This window comes from Paenibacillus sp. FSL R7-0331 (assembly GCF_000758645.1).
Lineage (GTDB): Bacteria > Bacillota > Bacilli > Paenibacillales > Paenibacillaceae > Paenibacillus_AQ > Paenibacillus_AQ camerounensis.
In genome coordinates, this window is record NZ_CP009284.1 from 2064698 (window position 1) to 2086639 (window position 21942).

The 21942-nt window shown below is 52.0% G+C and carries 17 protein-coding genes; 15 read left to right on the forward strand and 2 right to left on the reverse strand.

Features of this window, described 5'->3' with window-relative positions; all coding sequences use genetic code 11:
• Window positions 1-175: 175 nt before the first annotated feature.
• The 9 genes from R70331_RS08485 to R70331_RS08525 all read left to right on the forward strand — a co-directional run bounded on the left by R70331_RS08485 (window position 176) and on the right by R70331_RS08525 (window position 13585).
• Window positions 176-1792 (forward strand): ABC transporter substrate-binding protein, encoded by a 1617-nt coding sequence (locus R70331_RS08485; protein ID WP_042174531.1) that lies wholly within the window; start codon window positions 176-178, stop codon window positions 1790-1792.
• On the forward strand, window positions 1789-2778 hold the full coding sequence (locus R70331_RS08490; protein WP_231576427.1) for an ABC transporter permease: 990 nt from the start codon (window positions 1789-1791) through the stop codon (window positions 2776-2778). Before R70331_RS08485 ends, R70331_RS08490 begins: the two co-directional genes overlap by 4 nt.
• Entirely contained in the window at window positions 2775-3641 is an 867-nt protein-coding gene (locus R70331_RS08495) for an ABC transporter permease (RefSeq protein WP_081947542.1), read from the forward strand. The genes R70331_RS08490 and R70331_RS08495 overlap by 4 nt, the downstream gene beginning before the upstream one ends.
• Complete coding sequence (locus R70331_RS08500; protein WP_042174534.1) at window positions 3641-4411, forward strand: ABC transporter ATP-binding protein; 771 nt, start codon at window positions 3641-3643, stop codon at window positions 4409-4411. Before R70331_RS08495 ends, R70331_RS08500 begins: the two co-directional genes overlap by 1 nt.
• A complete protein-coding gene (locus tag R70331_RS08505; protein ID WP_042174537.1) occupies window positions 4402-5187 on the forward strand; it encodes an ABC transporter ATP-binding protein in 786 nt (261 codons plus the stop codon). The genes R70331_RS08500 and R70331_RS08505 overlap by 10 nt, the downstream gene beginning before the upstream one ends.
• Window positions 5171-6238, forward strand: a complete 1068-nt coding sequence (locus R70331_RS08510) for an aminotransferase class V-fold PLP-dependent enzyme (protein WP_042174540.1) — start codon at window positions 5171-5173, stop codon at window positions 6236-6238. The genes R70331_RS08505 and R70331_RS08510 overlap by 17 nt, the downstream gene beginning before the upstream one ends.
• Window positions 6231-7448 carry an amidohydrolase family protein gene (locus tag R70331_RS08515; RefSeq protein ID WP_042174542.1) on the forward strand — a complete coding sequence of 406 codons (1218 nt, stop codon included), beginning with the start codon at window positions 6231-6233 and terminating at the stop codon, window positions 7446-7448. The genes R70331_RS08510 and R70331_RS08515 overlap by 8 nt, the downstream gene beginning before the upstream one ends.
• A gap of 644 nt (window positions 7449-8092) precedes the next feature.
• Window positions 8093-12115, forward strand: a complete 4023-nt coding sequence (locus tag R70331_RS08520; RefSeq protein WP_042174544.1) for a glycoside hydrolase family 10 protein — start codon at window positions 8093-8095, stop codon at window positions 12113-12115.
• 297 nt (window positions 12116-12412) lie between these two features.
• Window positions 12413-13585 (forward strand): hypothetical protein, encoded by a 1173-nt coding sequence (locus R70331_RS08525; protein WP_042174547.1) that lies wholly within the window; start codon window positions 12413-12415, stop codon window positions 13583-13585.
• On the opposite strand, the gene R70331_RS08530 is transcribed toward R70331_RS08525, so the two are convergent.
• Together R70331_RS08530 and R70331_RS08535 are read right to left on the reverse strand one after the other, a co-directional pair.
• Window positions 13575-13913: a hypothetical protein gene (locus R70331_RS08530; protein ID WP_042174549.1), complete on the reverse strand. Its 339-nt coding sequence runs from the start codon at window positions 13911-13913 to the stop codon at window positions 13575-13577. The two genes, R70331_RS08525 and R70331_RS08530, sit on opposite strands and share 11 nt — an antisense overlap.
• Before the next feature lie 118 nt (window positions 13914-14031).
• Window positions 14032-15789, reverse strand: coding sequence for a DNA/RNA non-specific endonuclease (locus tag R70331_RS08535; protein WP_231576428.1), 1758 nt, complete (start codon window positions 15787-15789; stop codon window positions 14032-14034).
• 620 nt (window positions 15790-16409) lie between these two features.
• On the opposite strand from R70331_RS08535, the gene alaS reads away from it, so the two are divergent.
• The 6 genes from alaS to mltG all read left to right on the forward strand — a co-directional run bounded on the left by alaS (window position 16410) and on the right by mltG (window position 21906).
• Window positions 16410-19043, forward strand: a complete 2634-nt coding sequence (alaS, locus tag R70331_RS08540; RefSeq protein WP_042182362.1) for an alanine--tRNA ligase — start codon at window positions 16410-16412, stop codon at window positions 19041-19043.
• A gap of 331 nt (window positions 19044-19374) precedes the next feature.
• Complete coding sequence (locus R70331_RS08545; protein WP_036696603.1) at window positions 19375-19650, forward strand: IreB family regulatory phosphoprotein; 276 nt, start codon at window positions 19375-19377, stop codon at window positions 19648-19650.
• Entirely contained in the window at window positions 19650-20066 is a 417-nt protein-coding gene (gene ruvX / locus R70331_RS08550; protein ID WP_197071453.1) for a Holliday junction resolvase RuvX, read from the forward strand. Before R70331_RS08545 ends, ruvX begins: the two co-directional genes overlap by 1 nt.
• Window positions 20067-20079: 13 nt before the next feature.
• A complete protein-coding gene (locus R70331_RS08555) occupies window positions 20080-20388 on the forward strand; it encodes a DUF1292 domain-containing protein (RefSeq protein ID WP_039871393.1) in 309 nt (102 codons plus the stop codon).
• Complete coding sequence (locus R70331_RS08560; RefSeq protein ID WP_042174555.1) at window positions 20381-20689, forward strand: DUF1292 domain-containing protein; 309 nt, start codon at window positions 20381-20383, stop codon at window positions 20687-20689. Before R70331_RS08555 ends, R70331_RS08560 begins: the two co-directional genes overlap by 8 nt.
• Before the next feature lie 167 nt (window positions 20690-20856).
• A complete protein-coding gene (mltG, locus tag R70331_RS08565) occupies window positions 20857-21906 on the forward strand; it encodes an endolytic transglycosylase MltG (protein ID WP_231576429.1) in 1050 nt (349 codons plus the stop codon).
• Window positions 21907-21942 lie beyond the last annotated feature (36 nt).

The window sequence follows — 21942 nt, forward strand, 5'->3', positions numbered from 1 at the left end:
AGATATGCTGAGAAAAATGATATTTTCGCAATTAAAACGGATTCATTTCCTGTATTGGATATAATAGTTTTACCCGCTCTGGCATTATGTGAATTTTGTTTGACAGGGGGTTTAGTATGGGCCATAATACAATCCATACTAAACATATAAGGTTTATAGGAAGGGGAGTTCAGATATGCAGTTTACGTCTTCTATCAAAAAATCGTTATGGTCAGGAACAGTGGCAGTTCTATTAATGGCGGTGATTGCGGGATGCTCCGGACAGAACAATACACCTGCTTCCGGCGAAACGGCCCAGCCAAGCGCAAGTCAGACAGCGGATGCGGGCAACAGCACCAGCGAGCCGGCGGCGGGAGGAACCTTTGTTTACGGACGGCCTGCTGCAGTAACCTCATTTGATTTGCATAATCAGATTACCTCAAACAATGCTTTTGCGATTGATAAGGTTTTTGAATCCCTGGTTGCCTTTAACAGTGAAGGGGAAATCGTAGATTGGCTGGCTGCCTCCCATACCATCAGTGAGGACGGATTAACTTATACCTTTGTGCTGCGCGACGGTCTGAAGTTCTCTGACGGCAATGCTGTAACAGCAAAGGATGCTGTATTCTCGCTGGAGCGCCACCTGAAGGTCGGCGGCCCGCTGGCCATTGCAGCCAAGGTGGACAGTGTGACTGTGCAGGATGACAAGACGCTGGTAATTAAACTCCAGGAGCCGTATACTCCGTTCATCTCAGAGCTGTCCAACTTCTCCAACGGAATTATCCCGGCTGATTTCGGCGGGGTTACAGAAGAAGAATTCTTCAAAAAGCCAATCGGCACCGGCCCGTTCGCCATCGAAGCATGGGACCCTGCAGGTGATGTGACATTCGTCAAGAACACAAGCTACTGGCAGGAAGGCAAGCCGGCGATTGACAAGCTCGTCTATAAGCTGATTCAAGACGACAGCCAGGCTATTAACCAGCTGAAGGCCGGAGAAGTGAACGCTATTGAGGCGCTTGCCCTTCAGAATGCTGAAGAGCTGAAGAATGGTGCAGATACAGCTGTAGTAACTAACGGCAGCTGGGTAACAGAGCAGCTGTTCTTCAATACACTGGATGAGCATTTCAAGGATGTGCATGTCCGCCGCGCGCTGGCACTGGCACTGGACCGTGAAGGCCTGACCAAAGCGCTGACCTTCGGTTATGCCAAGGCGGCCACTTCACTGCTGCCAACGACTATTCCTTACAATGCGAATGACACGATAAAAGCACTGGGCTATGATGTCGAAGCGGCCAAAGCTGAGCTGGCCAAATCCGCATTCCCTAACGGCTTCAGCACCAAGCTGCTGGTGGCCTCCGGCAACAGCACAAGAGCCCAGGAAGCGCAGATTATTCAGGCGGCAGGCCAGGCAATTGGCATCAAAATTGAGATTGAATCCATTGAGCTGGCTTCCTTCCGTGAACGGTTCTTCGCTTATGATTTCTCTGCCATGCTGAACAGCGGCCAGGCTGATTCTCCGGAAGCGAACTCGATTCTGGCTTTCCAGACTGATCCGGAAGGCTTCAGCAAATCGTACTGGACACATTATACCAATGACGAAGTAACCAAGCTGCTGTATGAAGGACAAAAAACAGCAGACGGCGACGCCCGGGCCGAGATTTACACCAAGCTCCTGCAGACGCTGGCTGATGAAGTGCCTTACATTCCTCTTTACTACCCTGACATTCTGATCGGCGCCCGTTCTTCGGTAGAGGGACTTACCGTACTGCCTAACGGCAGCGTCCGCTTTGAAGACGTGCGGATTGGTCAATGATGATGCCGGGCAAGCTGCAAAGTTCTGCAGCAGGTAATCGTACATCCTACAGATGGCTGACGGCGGCTCTAATCAGAGCCGCTGTCGTTATCCTCTGTGTGATGACCGCTGTCTTTTTTCTGATCCGTATCGTTCCCGGTGACCCCGCAAAAATGATTCTGGGTGAATACAGTACTCCGGAAGCCATCGCAGCCATGCATCATACACTCGGACTGGATCTTCCGCTCTGGGAGCAGTTCATCCGGTTTGTGAAGCTGCTGTTCACCTCCGGCGATACCGGTAATTCCATTATCTCGGGAACCTCAACACGGGTGCTGATAGCTGAGCGTGCTCCGGTAACCATGCTGCTGATTGCAATGGCCTGTGTCATTGCAGTAGTGATTGCCCTCCTGCTTGCTACGATTGCGGCTACGAATAAGGACAAGCTGCCGGATCATCTGATCCGTATTTTTCCTACGATTACTCTGGGTATGCCAATCTTCTGGGTTGGCATCCTTTTCATTATGCTGCTTAGTGTCCGGCTCCGCTGGTTTCCTGTGGGCGGTGTGGGGGAAGGCTGGTCCGGCATGCTGTACAGCCTGACGCTACCGGCGGTTACGGTCGCTTTTTCACAGATTCCAACGCTTGTCCGCTCTTTAAGGGCACAGATGCTGGAGGTGCTGGAATCCGACTTCGTAGTCACTCTTAGGGCTGCACGTATTCCCGGCAGGGTTATTCTGTTCAAGCATGTGCTGCGAAATTCAGCCCTGCCGACACTGATGCTGCTGGGTGTTAACATATCCTATCTGATTGGCGGCACGCTGGTTGTTGAGCAGGTGTTCGGCATTAAGGGCATCGGCAGCCTGCTGTTTACTTCCATTTCAAACCGGGATTTTCCGGTCATCCAGGGAATTGCGCTGTATTGTGCGGTTTCTGTGGTGATTATCAGCCTGCTGGTGGAGATTGCAGCCAAGTGGCTTGATCCCCGGACGAAAGGATCACGATGAAAAATACAACAGCTTACCCTGAACTGCAGACAGACAGAGCCGGGTTTTCCCTGATCCGCCGGATTCTAAATACTCCGTCCCTGCTGGCAGGAAGCATAATGTTCGCTGTGCTGATCCTGCTGGCTATTTTCATTCCGTACATCAGCCCCTATGACTCGACGGAGCAGAATTTAAGCGCGTTTTTACAGCCGCCCTCCGCCGCGCACTGGCTGGGAACTGACCAGCTGGGGCGGGACCTGTTCACCAGACTGATCTACGCTGCCCGGACTGACCTGACGATTATGGTGCTGGCGGAGATTATCCCGTTTTGTACCGGTATCTTTCTGGGAATGGTGGCAGGATACTATGGAAAATGGGCCGATAACATCATTACCCTGATTACAGATACGTTCATTGCCTTTCCATTTTACCTGATCGTCATTATTGTGGCCTTTGCCAGCGGAGCGGGCCAGCGCGGAATATATATCACTTTTATTCTCGTCGGCTGGATTGTGTTCGCCCGGGTTGTCCGCGGACTTAGCGCCTCATTCCGGGAACAGGAGTGGATTGCTTCAGCCCAGACGCTGGGACTGTCCGGCCCGCGTATTATTCTGCGGCATCTGCTGCCCAATGTACTGCCGCAGGCAGTAGTTGTGCTGATGACGGATATGGTCGGCCTGCTGGTGGCGATTGTTACGCTCGGCTATCTCGGCATTGGTATCGCCCCGCCGACTCCCGACTGGGGAACGATGATTGCGGACGGGCAATCCTTTATCTCGACCGCCTGGTGGCTCTCGGCTGTTCCGGGCTTCGCCGTGGTATACACGGGGATTGCCTTGTCGCTGGTGGGCGACGGGCTGGCAGATCTATGGAGGAAAAAATAATGGCTACAACACCCGTTTTGGAAATAGAGGCCTTGACGCTGACTGCCAAATCGCAGGAGGCGCTGGTCAAGGATGTCAGCTTATCGCTTAACCAGGGGGAGAGCCTGGGCCTGGTCGGTGAATCGGGTTCCGGCAAATCGCTAACGCTGCGTGCGGTGCTTGGCCTGCTTCCGCGCGGTGTCGACCAGACTGGAGGAGTGATCCGGAGTGCATCAGACAGCGCGATGGTCTTCCAGGACCCTAGGGGGGCGCTGGACCCGCTCTGCCCGGTAGTTAAGCAGGTAACCGAAGTAGTCTATTACAGACAGCGGATAGGCCGAAAAGCGTCCCGCGCCGCGGCGCTGGAGCTGCTGCATATGCTCGGGCTGCCCGATTCACTGCGCAAAGCGGACCGTTATCCCGGCCAGCTCTCCGGCGGCCAGTGCCAGCGGATCGTTATTGCAATGGCTCTGGCCTGCAAGCCTGGCATTCTGCTCTGCGATGAGCCGACAACGGCGCTCGATGTTACGGTACAGAAGCAGATCATGGAGACAGTGGGCCGGCTGCAGCAGGAGCTGGGCTTTGCGATGATCTTTGTAACCCATAATCTCGCGGTTGCTGCCGCGATGTGCTCCAGGCTGGCCGTGATGAAAAAAGGGGAGGTTGTGGAGCATGGCAATACGTTAAGTGTTCTGCAGAATCCGCACAATCCGTATACACAGATGCTTATTAACTCGGTGCTGCCTGTGCCGGAGCTTGCGGCTGAAGGGAGCGGTGCTTTATGGACCTGAGCCTGCAGGTTAACAATGTAACAGTACGTTACGGAGGATTTACAGCGCTGGATAATATCCGGCTTGAGGTGCAGCGGCATACTACTCTCGGTCTTGTTGGAGAATCCGGGTCGGGCAAGTCCACGCTGGCACGGGTAATTGCCGGGCTGATTATCCCGGATGAGGGCCAGCTTCTGCTGGGAGCAGAGCCGCTCTCCAGAAAACGGACCCGTGAGCAGCGTAAGAGCATTCAGATGATCTTTCAGAATCCGGATGCCTCGCTGAATCCTAAGCACCCGATCCGGCAGATTCTGGCTGAAGCGCTGCTGTTTCATAAGATCGTAGGGCGCGCAGAGGTGGAGAAGAGATCCAGGCAGCTATTGGAGCGTGTGCAGCTTGACGGGAAGGCATTGGACAAATATCCTCATGAATTCTCAGGCGGCCAGCGCCAGCGGATCGCTATTGCCCGGGCGCTAAGCGTTGAGCCGAGCCTGCTGATTGCCGATGAGCCGACCAGTGCCCTTGATGTATCCGTGCAGCTGAATGTGCTGGAGCTGCTGGGCACTCTCAAGTCAGAGCTTAATTTGACTATGCTGTTTATTTCCCATGATCTGGGTGTTATACATGCTGTAAGTGATAAAGTTGCTGTCATGCGGCAGGGAAGGCTGGTTGAGGTTAGCCAGAAGGACAGGTTCTTTAGCCGTCCGGAAGCAGCCTATAGCCGTGAGCTGCTGTCTGCAGTTCCCCAAATGCCGACTAAGAAACCATCAGGAGGACTACATGAACCAAGATCATAAAGGATATGTGCCGCTGACACGCGCTGAATTCAGCACATTGACCAGCCAGCTCTCCCGGCTGCTGTCTACCGAACATCCTCCCGTTATCATTCCTGCTGAGGCAATTCTGGGGATCGAGGCGGTCGCCGCAGGCATTTCTGCACCGGGCAGGACGTTTATTAATGTTGTAACAGGGCCATACGGCAGCCTGTTCGGCCAGTGGCTGGAGCGCGGCGGGGCAAGAGTGGTGGAAGTGAAGGTCCCGTTTGATGAGGTGGTGCCGGCTGAGCAGGTTGCCGCAGCCATTGAGCGGGTTAAGCCGGACGCGATATCCTTCGTGCAGGCAGAGGTTGTGACCGGAGGCTCGAACCCGGCTAAGGAGATTCTGCGTATTGCGCGCAGCCACAACCTGATCACGGTAACGGACTCCGTCTCGGCAGTCGGCGGTGAAGAGCTGCTGGTGGATGAGTGGGATGTTGACTTTGCCGCTGTCGGAGCGCAAAAAGCGCTGGGCGGACCCAACGGAGTCAGCGCCGTCAGCATTTCACCGCGCGGCTGGAAGTTCCTGGAGTCCAATAAGAACGCCCCGCGTAACTCTATACTTTCTCTGCTGGATCTGAAGCCGTCCCCGGATGGTGCAGAGCCAGTGCGCGTTCCGCCCAATATTCCGGCGCTGGAGGCCAGAGCACTGATTGAAGCGCTGGAGGCGGTTGAAGTAGAAGGCCTGAATCAGGTCATCTCGCGCCATAGGGCTGCGGCAGCCTCTGCCCATGCCGGCATCAAGGTACTTGGACTTGAGCCTTGGCAGAAGGACAGCGGGCAATATTCCACCCTGACGACCACCGTCCGCATTGGCGGGGATCAGCGTCTTAGAATTACGCAGCCTGTCGGCATTGTTGCTCCGGGAGACGGGGAGCTTAACGGCCGTCTGCTGCGGATCAATCATTTTGGCGTAAATGCAAGCCTGCTCAGCGTGGAAAAGGCGGTTGAAACGCTGGCGGAGCTGCTCGAACAAGACGCCGCTTCAGCGCTGCAGGCGGTCCGGGCAGCATGGGGGAATGCCCATGCTTAACAAACGTCCGGAGGCGCTGGATTATAGAGCAATCCGCATCGCAGGGATTGAAGGCAAGCGTTACGATATTTCTATCAGAGACGGCAGATTTACGTCTGTGAAGGAGTCGGAGCCAGGGGCGCAGATTGAGTCCTTGGACCATACAGAGCCATTTGCACAGCAGGAGCCGGATCGGCCGGCAGAGCCTACTCAATCAGAACCCGGTCTCTGGATCAGTCCCGGCATTATCGACCTCCATACGCATCTCGCCTGGACGGACTTTGACCATGCAGATCAGCTGAAGCGCACAAGCAGTGAGGTGGAGGCCATGCAGGGTGCGGCATTTGGAGCTACCCTGCGGACCGGTGTAACGACTGCACGGGACGCAGGCGGTATTACGCCTCAGACCATCCGCCATCTGGTCCGGAACTATGGGAACCCGCTGAGGGTTGAGACCAGCAGTGAAATGCTGGGTTCAGCCGATGCGCTGGGAACAAAGTTCCTGGAAGGCCGGCTGGCCGAGATTTATGCTACCGGAGCAGGCTGGGTTAAGATTATGGCAACCGGAGGCCTTGGTGCACCAGCAGAGAAAGTGCTTGAGCCTGTATTCTCTGAAGAAGAGTTCAACTTCATTGTCCGCCATGCCCATGCCAATCAGATCAAGGTGCTGGTCCATACCTGGGGCGGGGTGACCGTTGACTGGTCTATCCGGGCCGGCGTCGAATCGGTCGAGCATGGAATGTTCCTGACTGCAGACCAGGCAGGAAGGCTGGCCGAATCGCGGACTGCCTATGTGTCTACGGCGTCAATCTACCGGATTGCTGCAGATCCGGCCGGCGTGCTGGCACTGCCTCCGGTGATCCGCGACCGTGCTGCCCGTGCTGCCGAGGCGCACTCCCGGGCCATCGGCTATGCCCGAAGCGCGGGCGTCCGCCTCGGCTTTGGCACAGACTATGCCACTCCGTTACTGCACGGCTACAATCTGCAGGAACTGGATACACTGCTGGATTACGGCCTGACCCGCGCGGAAGCTTGGCAATCCGCTACCTCCGGCGCGGCTGAAATTCTCGGGCGAGGGCATGATTTAGGCCGGATTGCCGAAGGCTACCTGGCCGATGCCGTAATCTGGAACGCCGATCCGTTCCAGGCGCGTGATGCCGATGTGCTGCGGGAGAGCATTGTGTCCGTGATAACGGGGCAGAGTGAGGCAGAGCTGGCAGGCGGGAAATAGGCCGGTTCAATGGGTTTAGAGTAAACTTTAAGCGGACGGGCTGTATAACCTTAAGTTATACGGCTTTTTGCTGTGCTTTGGGTTAGTGAGTGACTGCTCTTACTGTTCAATAGATTACTTCACAGAGAGCTGATATCAGCAGACGGTTGACGGGGAGAGCAGGGAGGCTGAAGTGTATTGAGATCATTTTTCACTGGAATAAAGGCTGCTGAATATTTAGGTAGATTTTCTCCACCTAATTCTGCTGTATTCCTGAGTTTTCACGGGTTAGTTGGATAATGGATACTTAATTCCGCTCTATCCCCCGCTTTAAGCCCAAAACAGTAAAATTAGCTTGCCTTTATCCATTTAAGTTGGCCTTTTCTATACTCGCAGAAAGAGTTAGTGGTCGTTTTTCCACATATTTGGATTAGCGGCCACTGCGAGAAGCATAGTTAAAGCTGCTTCCCCCTCTTCCAGAGCACAGATCCGGCTGCTGACTCAAATGTTATATAAAAAGTACGGTATCATCTTTAGTTTGGAGAAAGACAGTGATTTTGCGGGTGTGCTACGATTTTGCTTGAGGAGGGGGGCTGTTCAGGAAAGGTTTGTAAGCGCTTAACTTGAAGGGCAGGTACAAATTGATAAAAAAAGGAGTGCAGTGCATGAGTAGAATGTTCAAGCGGGTCTTCCCGGCAATATTAGCAGCCAGTCTGCTGTTACCGTTAGGCTGGGCTGCTCCCGCAGCGCAGGCATCCCAAGTATCCCGGGCTACAGAAACGGGCCAAGCGGAAGTAACAACGGTTTATCATGAGACCTTTGCGGGTGGAGCAGGTAAAGCCGGTCAATCCGGCGGGGCCAGTCTGGCTGCGGTTAACGGTATCCCCTTCGACGGTAACACTGACGGTGCGGCGCTGTATGTAAGCAACAGGGTGAACAACTGGGACGCGGCAGATTTTAAATTCAGCGATCTCGGACTTGTTAACGGGGAGACTTATACAGTGACTGCCGTGGTATACGTTGACGCCGCTGTTATTCTGCCTGAAGGCGCAAAAGCGGCACTGCAAACCGTGAACAGCTACGGGAACTATGCTGAAGCAGCCTATGAGGCGGGTAAGGCCGTTACACTGACTAAGGAATTCATAGCAGATACGTCAAAGGATCAGGCGCTGCGCATTAATTCCAATGAGGCGGGCAAAGCCGTTTCGTTCTACATCGGAGATGTGCTGATTACCGGAAAAGCAGCCTCAGGCGGCGGAGAAGAGCCGGACAGAGACCCGGCATTACCGTTCAGCACGATTACCTTTGAAGATCAGACCGCAGGCGGCTTCACCGGCAGGTCGGGAAATGAGACACTGACGGTAACGGATGAAGCAAACCATACGGCAGAAGGCTCTTACGCTTTGAAGGTGGAAGGAAGGACTTCGACCTGGCACGGGCCGGCGCTGCGTGTGGAGAAATATGTGGACAAGGGCAGCGAATACAAGATCTCCGCCTGGGTCAAGCTGATCGACCCTGCCAGCTCGCAGCTTCAGCTGTCTACACAGGTCGGCAACGGCAGCAGCGCCAACTATGTTGCGCTTTCCCCTAAGACTATCAGCGCCGCTGACGGCTGGGTGAAATTTGAAGGCAGCTACCGCTATAACAGCGTGGGCGACGAGTTTCTGACCATTTACGTGGAGAGCTCAAATAACGCTGCCGCTTCCTTTTACATTGACGATATCAGCTTTGAGCATACGGGTACTGGTCCGGTTGCTATCCAGAAGGATCTGGTTCCGGTTAAGGATGCGTACCGGGATGATTTTCTGATCGGGAATGCTATTACGGCTGAGGATCTGGAAGGGGTACGGCTGGAGCTGCTGAAGATGCATCATAATGTGGCCACGGCAGGCAATGTGATGAAGCCGGATGGGCTGCAGAATGTGAAGGGCGAATTTACCTTTAGCGAAGCGGATACGATGGTCGATAAGGTGCTGGCAGAAGGCATGCAGATGCACGGTCACGTCCTGGTCTGGCATCAGCAGTCACCGGTGTGGATGAATACGGGCAAGGATGTGGAGGGTAATAGCGTACCTTTGGGCAGGGAAGAGGCCCTTGTGAATCTGCGGACCCATATCCGTACTGTGATGGAGCATTTTGGCGATAAGGTGATCTCCTGGGATGTCGTGAACGAGGCGATGAATGATAATCCGGGGAATCCGGCCGACTGGGAGTCGTCGCTGCGCCAGGCCCCTTGGAAAACCGCAATCGGAGCAGATTACGTCGAGCAGGCTTTTCTGGCGGCACGCGAAGTGCTGGATGAGCATCCGGAATGGAACATCAAGCTGTACTACAATGATTACAATGAGGACAATCAGAATAAAGCCCAGGCCATTTATAACATGGTAAAAGCACTGAACGATAAGTATGCGCTTAGTCATCCCGGCAAACAGCTGATCGACGGTATCGGCATGCAGGCGCACTACAACGTAAACACCAATCCGGAGAACGTCAGGCTTTCACTCGAAAAATTCATCTCCCTTGGGGTGGAGGTAAGCGTCACGGAGCTCGACATTCAGGCAGGCAGCAACTATGAGCTGTCAGCAAAGCTGGCCGATGCCCAAGGGTATCTGTACGCCCAGCTTATGGGCCTCTACAAGGAACATGCCGCGAACATTGCACGAGTCACCTTCTGGGGGATGGATGACAATACGAGCTGGAGAGCCTCGGCCAATCCGCTGCTGTTTGACAAGAGCCTGCAGGCCAAGCCGGCATATTATGGCGTTATTGATCCGGTAAAATATATAGCGGAGCACCAGCCGGATACGACGGACGCTAACGTGTCTAATGCGGTATATGGCACACCGGTCATTGACGGGACAGTAGATGCACTCTGGACAGGTGTACCCGAAATGCAAGTTAACCGCTACCAGCTGGCGTGGCAGGGGGCAAGCGGTATAGCCAAAGCCCTATGGGATGACCAGAATCTGTACGTGCTGGTTCAGGTCAGCGATGCACAGCTGGATAAGGCAAGCGCGAATGTCTGGGAGCAGGATTCGGTTGAGATTTTTGTGGATCAGAATAACGGAAAAACCTCCTTTTATCAGGACGATGACGGCCAGTTCCGGATCAATTTCAATAACGAAACTACCTTTAATCCCGACAGGATTGCGGCAGGATTCACTTCTGCAGCCAAAGTATCAGGAACCAACTATACGGTTGAAGTAAAAATTCCGCTAACCGGCGTTACTCCGGCCAATGCTAAGAAGCTCGGCTTCGACGTGCAGATCAATGATGCGAAGGATGGCGCGCGGCAAAGTGTGGCCGCATGGAACGATACTACCGGCAACGGGTATCAGGATACCTCGGTATACGGTGTGCTTACACTCACTGGCAAGCCTGATGCACCGGAAGTGACGCCTACACCGACGCCTACACCGACGCCAACGCCAACGCCGACTCCGGAAGTAACCCCGTCACCCGTTGCAATTCCAGGCGGTACCAACACTATGGCTACGCCAAAGCCTGTTACGGCAGAAAATAAGGACGGTGTTGTTACGCTCAAACCGGAGGTTAAGATCACCGGCGGCGAGGTTAAAGCGGACGTCTCTGCTGATAACCTGACGAAAGCCCTTGAACAGGCGCTGCTTGGTATTGACGGGCTTAAACATATTGGAATCGAGCTGCCTGAACAGCGAGATGCTGCCGCCTATGAATTGCAGCTTCCGGCGCAAAGCCTTAAAGGGCAGGCAAACTTTGTACTGCTGGTAAAGACGGCAGCTGCCTCAATTGAGATTCCGGGTGATGTACTATCCGGTGCAGCGGCAGATACGGAGTACGTATCCGTCCATGTAAAGCAGGCTGTTAAGGATAGTCTTGCCAGCGTAGCCCGTACCCTTATAGGTGAGGGTCCGGTTATTGACCTGAGCCTGACGGCAGGAGCCAAGGAGATTGCCCTGGGCGCTCCAGATGCTCCGGTAAAGGTTGCCATCCCATACACACCTGCTTCGGCGCAGCTTGGTAATCCGGCAGCCCTCATAGCAGGTCAGCTGGGCAGCACGGGCGGATTGACGCCAATTCCGAACAGCCGCTATGATGCGGCTAGCGGATCACTTGTGTTCCATATTACCGGTTCCGGCACCTATGCAGTTGCCTATAATCCAGTGAGCTTCACAGAGCTGGAGAAGCTGACATGGGCTAAAGAGGCTATTACAGCCCTGGCTGCGCGCGGTGTCGTGCAGGGATCTGCTGAAGGCAGCTTCACCCCGGCAGCACCCGTGAAGCGGGCCGACTTTGTCGTAATGCTCGTCAAAGCGCTTGAGCTGAAGGGAACCGGCTCCGCTGCTTCCGGCTTCAGCGATGTCCCGGCCGGTATAGATTACAGCAACGGGCTGGCTATAGCACATCAGCTTGGCATCATCAGCGGCTATGCAGACGGTACCGTCCGTCCTGACAATCCGATCAGCCGTCAGGAAATGATGGTGATTGCAGCGCGGGCACTGGCGGCAGCGGGCAAAGCCGCTGCAACCAGCAACGGTAGCCTGAATGCATATCCGGATGCGGCGCAAGTAGCCGGATACGCCGCAGACAGCGCATCCCTGCTTGTTAAAGCCGGTGTTATCACGGGCAAGAACGGCCTGCTTGCACCAGGTGACACGCTCACCCGCGCGGAAGCGGCGGTGATTGTGTACCGGATTTGGGGTCTGTAGCGAAATGCGCGTAATTTATTTATATTAGGGGGCTGTCCCATCAGCAAGCAATGCTGATGGGACAGCCCTTTTGACTTCCCGTGCGGAATCGTACAGACGACAGCTAACTTGGCGCGAACCCTGTTTCCTGCGCCCGAATATTATCAATGCACGGAAGGAGCTTCTGGACAGAGTGGCAGCCTGCTTCCAGTAGGTCAGATAAGTTACCACCAGTAGGTGTATATAATTTTATGGTTTGGCAAAGAGTATTATCTGTGGCAGGTCTAGTAATAAACAGACAATAATAAGGAGAAAACAATGATAAAACCAATTGATATCATCACAAACCCTCCATTTAATCCAACTCAAGGTGTACTCTATAACCCATTTGATTTACTTGAAAACTTTGATCCCGATAATGCACTTAGCTTAACTTCGACTCCCGATTTTCAGAGCTTTATATACTTCCTGCAACAAGGACGCACCACCATCTCAGATCCATACGCAGCCATGATGGAAGCGCTACATGACGCTTCCATTGGGCGGGGATTGAACGCATTTCTGGCAACGGAGGTCCAGGCTGGCCGACGTCCTGTTGGGATTATGGGAGGACATCGCGAGCCACGCGGGAGCAAGACATATCGAGAGGTTGCGCAAATAGCGCAGCTTCTTTCAGAATCTGGTTTTATCGTTGCCAGCGGCGGTGGACCTGGTTGTATGGAAGCGGCCCATCTTGGTGCACTTTACGCGGGGCGCCCCGCAGACTCGCTCACTTCTGCCATTGACAGATTGGCGGATGGAGCATTTGCCGAATTGCCGAAGAAGATAGATGAAATCGTTGTTAAAGACAATGAAACACTGACATGGACAATCAATGAAGATATTGCGAGTGAACTCCATGCATGGATGCTTCCCGCTTGGAAAATTGCACAAGAACTCAGTAGCCAGCTCACCTCAATCAATCGTAGTTTGGCTGTACCAACTTGGCATTATGGGCATGAACCTATTTCGCCGCTTATGACCCATGTCTCAAAATATTTTCTTAACAGCATACGGGAGGATGTCCTCCTGACGCTGGCATCATGCGGTATTGTTTTTTCTGAAGGAAGGGGAGGGACTATCCAAGAGGTATTCCAGGACGCTGCTCAAGTCTACTATCGCGACAAAAAAAATAATTCTCCAATTACTACAATGTTGTTCCTTGATAGCAAGTTCTGGACATTGCCTGAAGTCCAGGATGGCAAGGCTCACCTGCCAGTGATGGATTTGCTCAAGCAACTTTTTGTTGGTACACAGAACATGACTGAGGAGGAATACAAGCGTCATATTCGACTTGTCGATGATGTTGATGAAGCGGTGAACATCATTATTGAAAACGCCCCTTCCGCCGGCCAAGTGGTGCAGAAGCTTACCAATATTGGTATAAGCAATATTGACCCTGAGCTCATGGCTGAAAGGGCAGCAATCTTTGAGAGTAACATTAGGAAATAATGAAGAAATGACAGATCGACCCCCCCCGTGTATTCACAATAGACGGGGGGGTTAAATTCTTAGGACCAGCGGCCGTTTCTTTAGCTAAGTAATTAAAAGGCAAAATTTCGTTACCGAATTGAACTTTTTCTTCAGTAATGGAATGATTCCCTTGAATCAGACTCTTGCGAAATGCCAATCTATCAGGAGTATCCACTTTGATGGGATTTTTAGTTTGTAACTCCAGCAGATGTTTTTCCCTAATCGTCGTTCTTGTCAGATAACGGTTCAGCGCAGCGTTCTCTTGATCCCGCTGCATTTCTCTTAGCGGAGTGTACAGTAAGGCCATTATATTCATCCTTTCACTAAGACGTAGGGATAACGTTCTAAAGTATAGAGTTCATAATAGGAACACCCCCGTGTGTGTTAAAGCAAACGGGGGTGTACGATTTTTTAGCAAGGCAAGGCTATAAACGGATATCCCGTTCAGTTTCAATTAGATGTCCAATGGTAGATTCAATCCGCTCCATAGGATCGTAATTTCGGAGGCTTCCAAAATCAAGACCTGTCAGCCCTTCAATTAATGAAACCTTTACCTGGAACGTTTTAAATGCTCCTGGAACATTCGCCTCCAGATCATTCATAAATTGCTTCTGGGAGACCAGATATGCTGTTGCAGATAACTCCCCGCCATCCTTCACAACCACAGCAACCTTCCAAAACTCTTCAGGAATTTTCACCCCGCGATAGACAATATCATTTTCCCGGAATATAGGGCCAGTGAATACAGAGGCTTCCTGTTTATTATTTTCTACATGATTAAGCAGGTAGTCTTCCAATCCTAACCACAAATTTTCACTTTGATTAAAATTTTCATGCTGAGGTGAGCAATTGGTGTAATGAAAGGTATCAGCATTTGCTTCATTGCTTTGATTCCCCCATATTGGATCCCTTCTTCTAACCAGATGGCCTCTATCTAATTTGTTATCCTTATACAACTCATTGCCGCATTGGTAACGCTGATCGATTCTAGGATCCATACGCCATTTTACTCTTTTCTCATCTCTCAGTTGTTTTCCATCAATATTTACAACGGTGTAATAAGCTAGCCGTCGGGACTTGCTCATCACGACCGAGAAATGAGTGTAAGGAAGAATATATTCTCCATTGCTTTGCTTGGCTACATCATTGGCTAGATCGGAGCGCAGTTTAGGATGGGGAACAACCTTTTGTCCGTCTCCTAAAAATGCAGGATCATAGCCAGTGAAGCCTTCGAATCGTTCCAGGTTAAACGGAATATCTTCTTCTTCACCAAAATCATTTTCTATAGGATGATCTGAAATAACTGGTGTTGCAATATGATCAAGCAGCCTTTTTTGATCAATACGGAGTCCCCCTGATTCCCGCTCGATAAATTCGAGAATACGGCTGATACGAACACCTTCATTGGCGATATATTTTCCCGATTGATTTGGGTCAGGTACGCTTGCATGATGGAGACCCACCACCATCCAACTGTCATTAAAGACTGGCGAGCCGGACGAGCCAGGGTTAGTATCGGCTGTGTAGTGGAGGAAGTTTTCAAGGACATCAATAAGCTTGTTTTCACGAAGCACCACTGCTTTAAGCTCAGCCTTTGGATGCTGAATAACCGACACATATTCGCCCAGAAGGATTTTTCCCGTTTGCTTTACCAAGGGCAAGTAACCATAATCCTTGAGATTTTTTCCCAATGTTGATTGCTCCTGAACAGCAACCAAGGTAAAATCCAGCTCCGTGTTGGTCATAAAGAAAACTTCCGGCGCTAAGCGAAACTCCTGAAATTGAACATCAGCTTCATAATCGAATTGAGCTGAACTTAAACTTGCTGTTTCAAAATTCTGCAGAACATGGTTGTTGGTTAGGAGCAGGGTCGGAGTGACCAAGAATCCGGATCCATATCCGAATACACGTCCGCTTTCTTCTCTAGTAACAATGCGGCATACGGATTTACCTGCTTTCGTTCCTTTTGCCAAGTAGTTAAAGGGCATTATATCGTTTCCTACAATCACCTTTTCTTTAGTGATGGAATCCTCTCTAGAAATCAGTTTTTTCCGCAATGCAACCCGTTCGGGAGTATCTACTTCGAATGGCGTCTTTGTAAGCAAATCCATTAAATGGTGTTCACGGATGGGCATTCTGTTTAGATAGCGGTTCAGTGCGGCCTGCTCTTGATCCTGTTCCATTGTTCTTAATTCTCTGGTAAGTAAAGTCATCTTTTTTTCCTTTCGTGGAGCATTTTTTGTTGTTGCCTTTATTGCTTTCTGTAGTATCTTTATGAGAAATTGAAATATCCGCAGTTCATAAAAAGTTAACAAAAAACTATTTTAATGAATATTTATGTATTACTATAAACAAACTCTATTCGCCATTTTTAAGCCGGATCTAAGGCAGAGCAGCAGCCCGGAAAAGCCGGTCCTCAGGCCAAACATTGACACAATCCCCGCCGCTGGCTATACTTGAAATGTTGAAATGCAAATCGGATAAAACGTTGATGAAATGAAGTACGCCGGAGCATGGCTCCCTCAGAGAACGGGTTCCGTTACGAATCGCTCGTAATGGCTGTGAGAACCCGGAAGACAGACCGGCGGAAAGCTGATTTCGGAGTGCGGGGAAATCCCGCCGGGGGCGCCCGTTAACAGCCGCGACAAGGCGATCGTCTGCAGGTGTCCGTGTATATCACGGTCAAGGCGATAACCAGGGTGGTACCGCGATAATCATCGTCCCTGAATTTATTCAGGGGCGTTTTTGTGTATTCCGGCGTAAGGCCGGATGCAGATTAATACTAAGACGGGGGCTGTACATGATGAAAGCAAGTGAAATCCGTTCCAAATGGCTGCAGTTTTTTGAGAGCAAAGGCCACAAAATCGAACCAAGCGCATCGCTCGTTCCGCACAACGACCCATCCCTTTTGTGGATTAACGCCGGCATGGCGCCGCTGAAGGCGTACTTTGACGGACGCGAGATTCCTGAGAATCCGCGCCTGACCAACTCGCAGAAATGTATCCGTACCAATGATATCGAGAATGTCGGCAAAACACGCCGTCACCACACCTTCTTTGAGATGCTGGGCAACTTCTCGATTGGCGATTATTTCAAGGAAGAAGCGATTACCTGGGCTTGGGAATTCCTGACCGGCAAGGAATGGATCGGCTTTGACGGCGACCGCATTTCCGTTACGGTATATGCTGAGGACGAAGAAGCCTTCAAGCTGTGGAATGAAAAGGTAGGCCTGCCTGCTGAACGCATCATCAAGCTGGGCGATGAGAACTTCTGGGATATCGGCGAAGGCCCGTGCGGACCTTGCTCTGAAATTTTCTACGACCGCGGCGAAGCTTACGGCAGCGACATGAGTGATCCTGAAATGTATCCGGGCGGCGAAAATGAACGCTGGCTGGAGGTATGGAACCTCGTATTCTCCCAGTTCAATCACAACAAGGACGGCAGCTACACGCCGCTTCCTAACAAGAACATTGATACTGGTGCGGGCCTTGAGCGTCTGACTTCCATTCTGCAGGACGTGGACTCCAACTTCGATACCGATCTGTTCCAGCCTGTGATCCAGAAGACTGCCGGTCTGGCCGGAGTGAAATATAAAGAGAACCTTGAGCAGGATATCGCCCTGAAGGTCATTGCTGACCACGTTCGTACTGTGACATTTGCGGTTGGTGACGGTGTGCTTCCTTCCAATGAAGGCCGCGGTTATATTATCCGCCGTCTGCTCCGCCGTGCTGTCCGTTACGGGAAAACACTCGGCCTTGACCGTCCGTTCCTGCATGAGCTGACTGAAACCGTCGGCGAAGTAATGGGCGTGTATTACCCTTCCGTTGTGGATAACCGCGAATATATCGCTAAAATCATCCGTCTGGAAGAGGAGCGTTTCCATGAGACGCTGTCCGACGGCCTGAATATCCTTGGTGAGATTTCAGCCAAAGCCAAAGCTGACGGCCTGAGCGTGATTGCCGGCGTAGATGCGTTCAAGCTCTATGATACTTACGGCTTCCCGTTTGACCTGACAGAGGATTTCGCATCCGAGCAGGGGCTGTCCGTTGACCGCGAAGGCTTCGATACAGCGATGCAGGAGCAGCGCGACCGGGCAAGAGCAGCCCGCCAGGACAATGCCAGTATGAAAATCCAGGGCGGCGCGCTTGCCGATCTGACGGTTAAAAGTGAGTTTGTTGGATATAATGACACGGTAGCAGAGTCCAAAATCCTCGCTATTGTTGTAGACGGTGAGCTTGTTGACTCCGTCAGCGAAGGTGCGGATTGCCAGGTTGTGCTCGAAGCGACTCCGTTCTACGCTGAAAGCGGCGGCCAGGTGAGCGATACCGGTCTTCTGACCGGCGGATCTGTTACGGCAAAAGTAACGGGCCTGTTCAAGGCTCCGCACGGACAGCATGTACACCTTGTAACGGTTGAAGCCGGTGACCTGAAGGTCGGCGAAAGTGTGCGTGCAGAAGTGAACCGTGCTGAGCGCGAAGACATTGTGAAGAACCACACAGCGACTCACCTGCTGCATAAGGCGCTGAAGGAAGTGCTCGGCGGCCACGTGAACCAGGCAGGGTCCCTGGTAGAAGGCGCGCGCCTGCGTTTTGACTTCTCTCATTTCGGTGCCATTACACCGGAAGAGCTAAGTGATATTGAACACCGGGTGAATGCGCAGATCTGGCGCGGCCTGGATGTGGTCATTGAGAACAAGCCGATTGACGAAGCCAAAGCTATGGGCGCAATGGCACTCTTCGGCGAAAAATACGGCAACATCGTCCGCGTTGTACAGGTCGGCGATTACAGCCTTGAGCTGTGCGGCGGTATCCACGTCGGCAACACCTCGCAGATCGGGATCTTCAAGCTGGTCAGCGAGAGCGGAATCGGCTCCGGTGTACGCCGGATTGAAGCTGTAACCGGCCGTTATGCCTACCAGTTCACCGAAGGCCAGCTGGATCTGTTGAAGCAGGCTGCAGGGCTGCTGAAATCGGCGCTGAATGACGTGCCTAAGCGGATTGAGGCGCTGCATGCACAGGTACGGGAAATTTCCCGTGAGAATGAATCACTGCAGTCTAAGCTGAGCGCAACCTTTGCCGCTGAGCTGACCGGCAGTGTGAAGACTGTTGGCAACGGCACACAGCTGCTTGCAGTTGCTGTTCAGGCAGGCAACATGGACGCGCTGCGTTCCACTGCCGATGAGCTGAAAGCCAAGCTGCCGGATGCTATTCTGGTGCTCGGCGCAGCGATGGACGATAAAGTGAACTTTGTTGTTTCCGTACCGCAGACACTGGTTAAACAGGGCTTCCATGCCGGCAAGCTGGTCAAAGAAGTTGCCGCTGTATGCGGCGGCGGCGGCGGCGGACGTCCGGATATGGCCCAGGCCGGTGGCAAGGATGCTTCCAAGCTGTCCGAAGCATTGGCTAAAGCCGAAGAGCTTGTAGCTGCACAAGGCTAGGCATTGATGTCCGGCTGCCTGTATGGCAGCTATCCTCTCATATAAATATGCCCAGCGGTACTGAGAGCCTCATATCAGTACCGCTGCTTTATTGAGCGGGTATGGTGTGCATTTTAGCGAATATTCGTCCTGAAAGCGGTTATGCAATAGCTTAAAACCCAAAAATATCTATATTTTTGTAGACAAAATGCCAAAAAAAGCGCTATCTCAGAGGCAGGATTTCCAAGGCAGGGCATGAATATGTTATGATGAGGTCAGCAAGTGAGCTGTACAGCAGCAACTATGCGAAGCCGCCCTCTGAGGGTGATTTTGCAGAAGGAAGGTGTCACAGATGGACTCCATGGACAAAACGGTTAAATTCAATGTGAAGGGCGACGAAAAGGAAGCTTCTCCCCAGGAAATTCTGCTCGCCGTATACGACGCGCTGGTGGAGAAAGAATATCATCCGATCAACCAGATCGTAGGGTATCTTCTTTCCGGAGATCCGGCTTACATTCCGCGCCACAACAATGCGAGAAGTTTGGTCCGGAGAAAAGAACGTGATGAGCTGATTGAGGAACTGGTCCGTTTCTACCTGGCGAATCATCGGGTGGATCAGCCGAAATGATGAAGAAGCTGGGACTGGATTACGGCGACCGCAGAATCGGTGTCGCCACAAGTGATATTTTCGGGTGGACCGCCCAGGCTCTTGAAACCATTGAGCGCCGCGGAAACGGCAATGAATTTGAACGTATCCGTGAGCTGGTCAAGGAGCATGAGATTGGAGAGATCGTGGTTGGCCTGCCGAAGAATATGAACGGCTCAGTTGGACCCCGTGGTGAAATCTGTATAGAGTTTGCCGGTCAGCTGCGGGAGGAACTCGAAATACCCGTACACCTTTGGGATGAGCGTCTGACGACGGTATCCGCTGAGCGGGTGCTGATTGAAGGGGACGTCAGCCGGAAGAAACGCAAAGGGATTGTGGATAAAATGGCCGCAGCCCTGATTTTGCAAAATTTTTTGGATGCTAACAGTAAAAGGTGAGGGGTGCGCTATTATGACAAACGAACAGATTGGCCAAGAAGAAGAACCGGAAATTATCTATATTCCCGATGAGGAAGGTAATGAAGAGGAATTTGAGGTCATCATGAAGTTTGAAGTCGACGGTTCGGATGCAAAGTACATGATGGTTGTGCCGCTTGATTCCGAAGATGAGGACAGCGATGAAGTATATGCTTTCCGCTACGAGGAAGACGGCGACGATCTGCAGCTCTTCATGATTGAGAATGACGAAGAGTGGGCGATTGTTGAGGAGACCTTCAATACGCTTGTAGACGAGCTTGACGGGGGAGCCGAGAATGACTGATTTTTCCGCCGAACAAGCGGTATGGACATCGAAGCTTAAGGAAGCCTATGGAGAAACAGTAGAACTGGAAGATGAGCAGGGCCGGTCTTCCGTTTACAATATTGTCGCCGAATTTGAAGTCGGTGACCGTGCATATGCGGTACTGGCAGGTTCCGGTAAGAATGCGGAGAGGGAGATTCTGCGGATCGTAGTTTCGCCTGACGGTGTGCCGGAGCTGGAGAGTATCGTGGACGATGAAGAGTGGGAAGATGTCTCCGAGCTGTATGATGAGCTGACCTTTCCTGCCGAGGACACGGAATAAATGCTGTAGCCATATCAATGCTTGCAAGGAAGAGGGCGGATTTTTTCCGCGCTCTTTTTGCTTGGTAGGCCATGTAAATGCGGTGAAATGTATATTTTCAGAAAATATATATTGAATTTAAATCAATACAATTCTATACTTTATAGTCGGAAAGTGAGGAGTTCTATTTGAAAGCCGCAATCCGCGCCGTGCTGATCGTAATCCTTGTGCTGGTCCTGGCAGCAGGGGGAGGCGCATGGTATATCTGGAATGGAATGCAGCCGGTCCAGCCTGCAGGTCAGGCTGTAACATTTACGATAGAGAAGGGAATGGGCAGCTCTGAAATTGCTGATCTGCTCGAAGAGAACGGCATTATCCGTAACGCTTTATTCTTCAAAGGTTATCTGAGATGGGTCAAGGAAGGGTCCGGTTTCATGGCTGGTACTTATACTGCAAGCCCCGGCGATACGTATGACAACCTGATTACCCGGCTGAATGCAGGTGATGTTGTGAAGAAAGAGACGGTTATCTTCACCATTCCGGAAGGATATACCGCGAAGCAGGTAGCGGATAAGCTGGCTGAGGCCTGGGGCCAGAAGCCGGAGGTATTCCTTGAACTTATAGATTCGGGCGCGGGGCTGGCTGTAGTGGAACGGCTTCAGATCCCTGGGAATGCAGAGCTTCTGCACCGCCTTGAAGGATACCTGTTCCCTGAAACGTATGAACTGCTCAAGGACAGCACACCGCAGGAGGTTGTTGAGGTGCTGCTGGAGCAGCTAGAGAAGAAGCTGGACAGCATTCCGGACTGGAAGCAGCAGCTGGCAGAGCGGAAGATGTCCCTGCATGAGCTGCTGACCGTGGCATCGCTGGTGGAACGTGAGGTTGTCGTCGAAGATGAGCGGGCGCTGGTAGCCGGCGTTATTTATAACAGGCTCAACAAAGGCCAGAACCTGGAGATCGATGCTACCGTCCAGTATCTGCTGGATAAACAGAAGGAACGGCTGCTGTATAAGGATCTTGAGGTAGAAAGCCCGTTTAATACGTACAGGAACGCAGGGCTGCCGCCGGGGCCGATTGCGAGTCCCGGTTTAGCCTCAATCAAAGCAGCTCTTGCGCCAGAAGCATCGGAGTATTACTTTTATGTGACCAAAAAAGACGGCACACAAGGCCATCTGTTCGGCAAAACATACGAGGAACATTTAGCCAATATTAAAAAAAGTGAACAAACTGCGCCGTAACCTATTAAAATAGAGATTACTGCGGTTTGATGTACC

Coding starts and splice junctions, on each gene's coding strand:
- R70331_RS08490 (WP_231576427.1), top strand. CDS start 1,789: ATGATGATGCCGGGCAAGCTGCAAAGTTCTGCAGCAGGTAATCGTACA.
- R70331_RS08520 (WP_042174544.1), top strand. CDS start 8,093: ATGAGTAGAATGTTCAAGCGGGTCTTCCCGGCAATATTAGCAGCCAGT.
- R70331_RS08545 (WP_036696603.1), top strand. CDS start 19,375: ATGGACTCCATGGACAAAACGGTTAAATTCAATGTGAAGGGCGACGAA.
- ruvX (WP_197071453.1), top strand. CDS start 19,650: ATGAAGAAGCTGGGACTGGATTACGGCGACCGCAGAATCGGTGTCGCC.
- R70331_RS08530 (WP_042174549.1), bottom strand. CDS start 13,913: ATGGCCTTACTGTACACTCCGCTAAGAGAAATGCAGCGGGATCAAGAG.
- R70331_RS08500 (WP_042174534.1), top strand. CDS start 3,641: ATGGCTACAACACCCGTTTTGGAAATAGAGGCCTTGACGCTGACTGCC.
- R70331_RS08510 (WP_042174540.1), top strand. CDS start 5,171: ATGAACCAAGATCATAAAGGATATGTGCCGCTGACACGCGCTGAATTC.
- R70331_RS08515 (WP_042174542.1), top strand. CDS start 6,231: ATGCTTAACAAACGTCCGGAGGCGCTGGATTATAGAGCAATCCGCATC.
- R70331_RS08555 (WP_039871393.1), top strand. CDS start 20,080: ATGACAAACGAACAGATTGGCCAAGAAGAAGAACCGGAAATTATCTAT.
- R70331_RS08505 (WP_042174537.1), top strand. CDS start 4,402: ATGGACCTGAGCCTGCAGGTTAACAATGTAACAGTACGTTACGGAGGA.
- alaS (WP_042182362.1), top strand. CDS start 16,410: ATGAAAGCAAGTGAAATCCGTTCCAAATGGCTGCAGTTTTTTGAGAGC.
- R70331_RS08525 (WP_042174547.1), top strand. CDS start 12,413: ATGATAAAACCAATTGATATCATCACAAACCCTCCATTTAATCCAACT.
- R70331_RS08535 (WP_231576428.1), bottom strand. CDS start 15,789: ATGGAACAGGATCAAGAGCAGGCCGCACTGAACCGCTATCTAAACAGA.
- R70331_RS08485 (WP_042174531.1), top strand. CDS start 176: ATGCAGTTTACGTCTTCTATCAAAAAATCGTTATGGTCAGGAACAGTG.
- R70331_RS08560 (WP_042174555.1), top strand. CDS start 20,381: ATGACTGATTTTTCCGCCGAACAAGCGGTATGGACATCGAAGCTTAAG.
- R70331_RS08495 (WP_081947542.1), top strand. CDS start 2,775: ATGAAAAATACAACAGCTTACCCTGAACTGCAGACAGACAGAGCCGGG.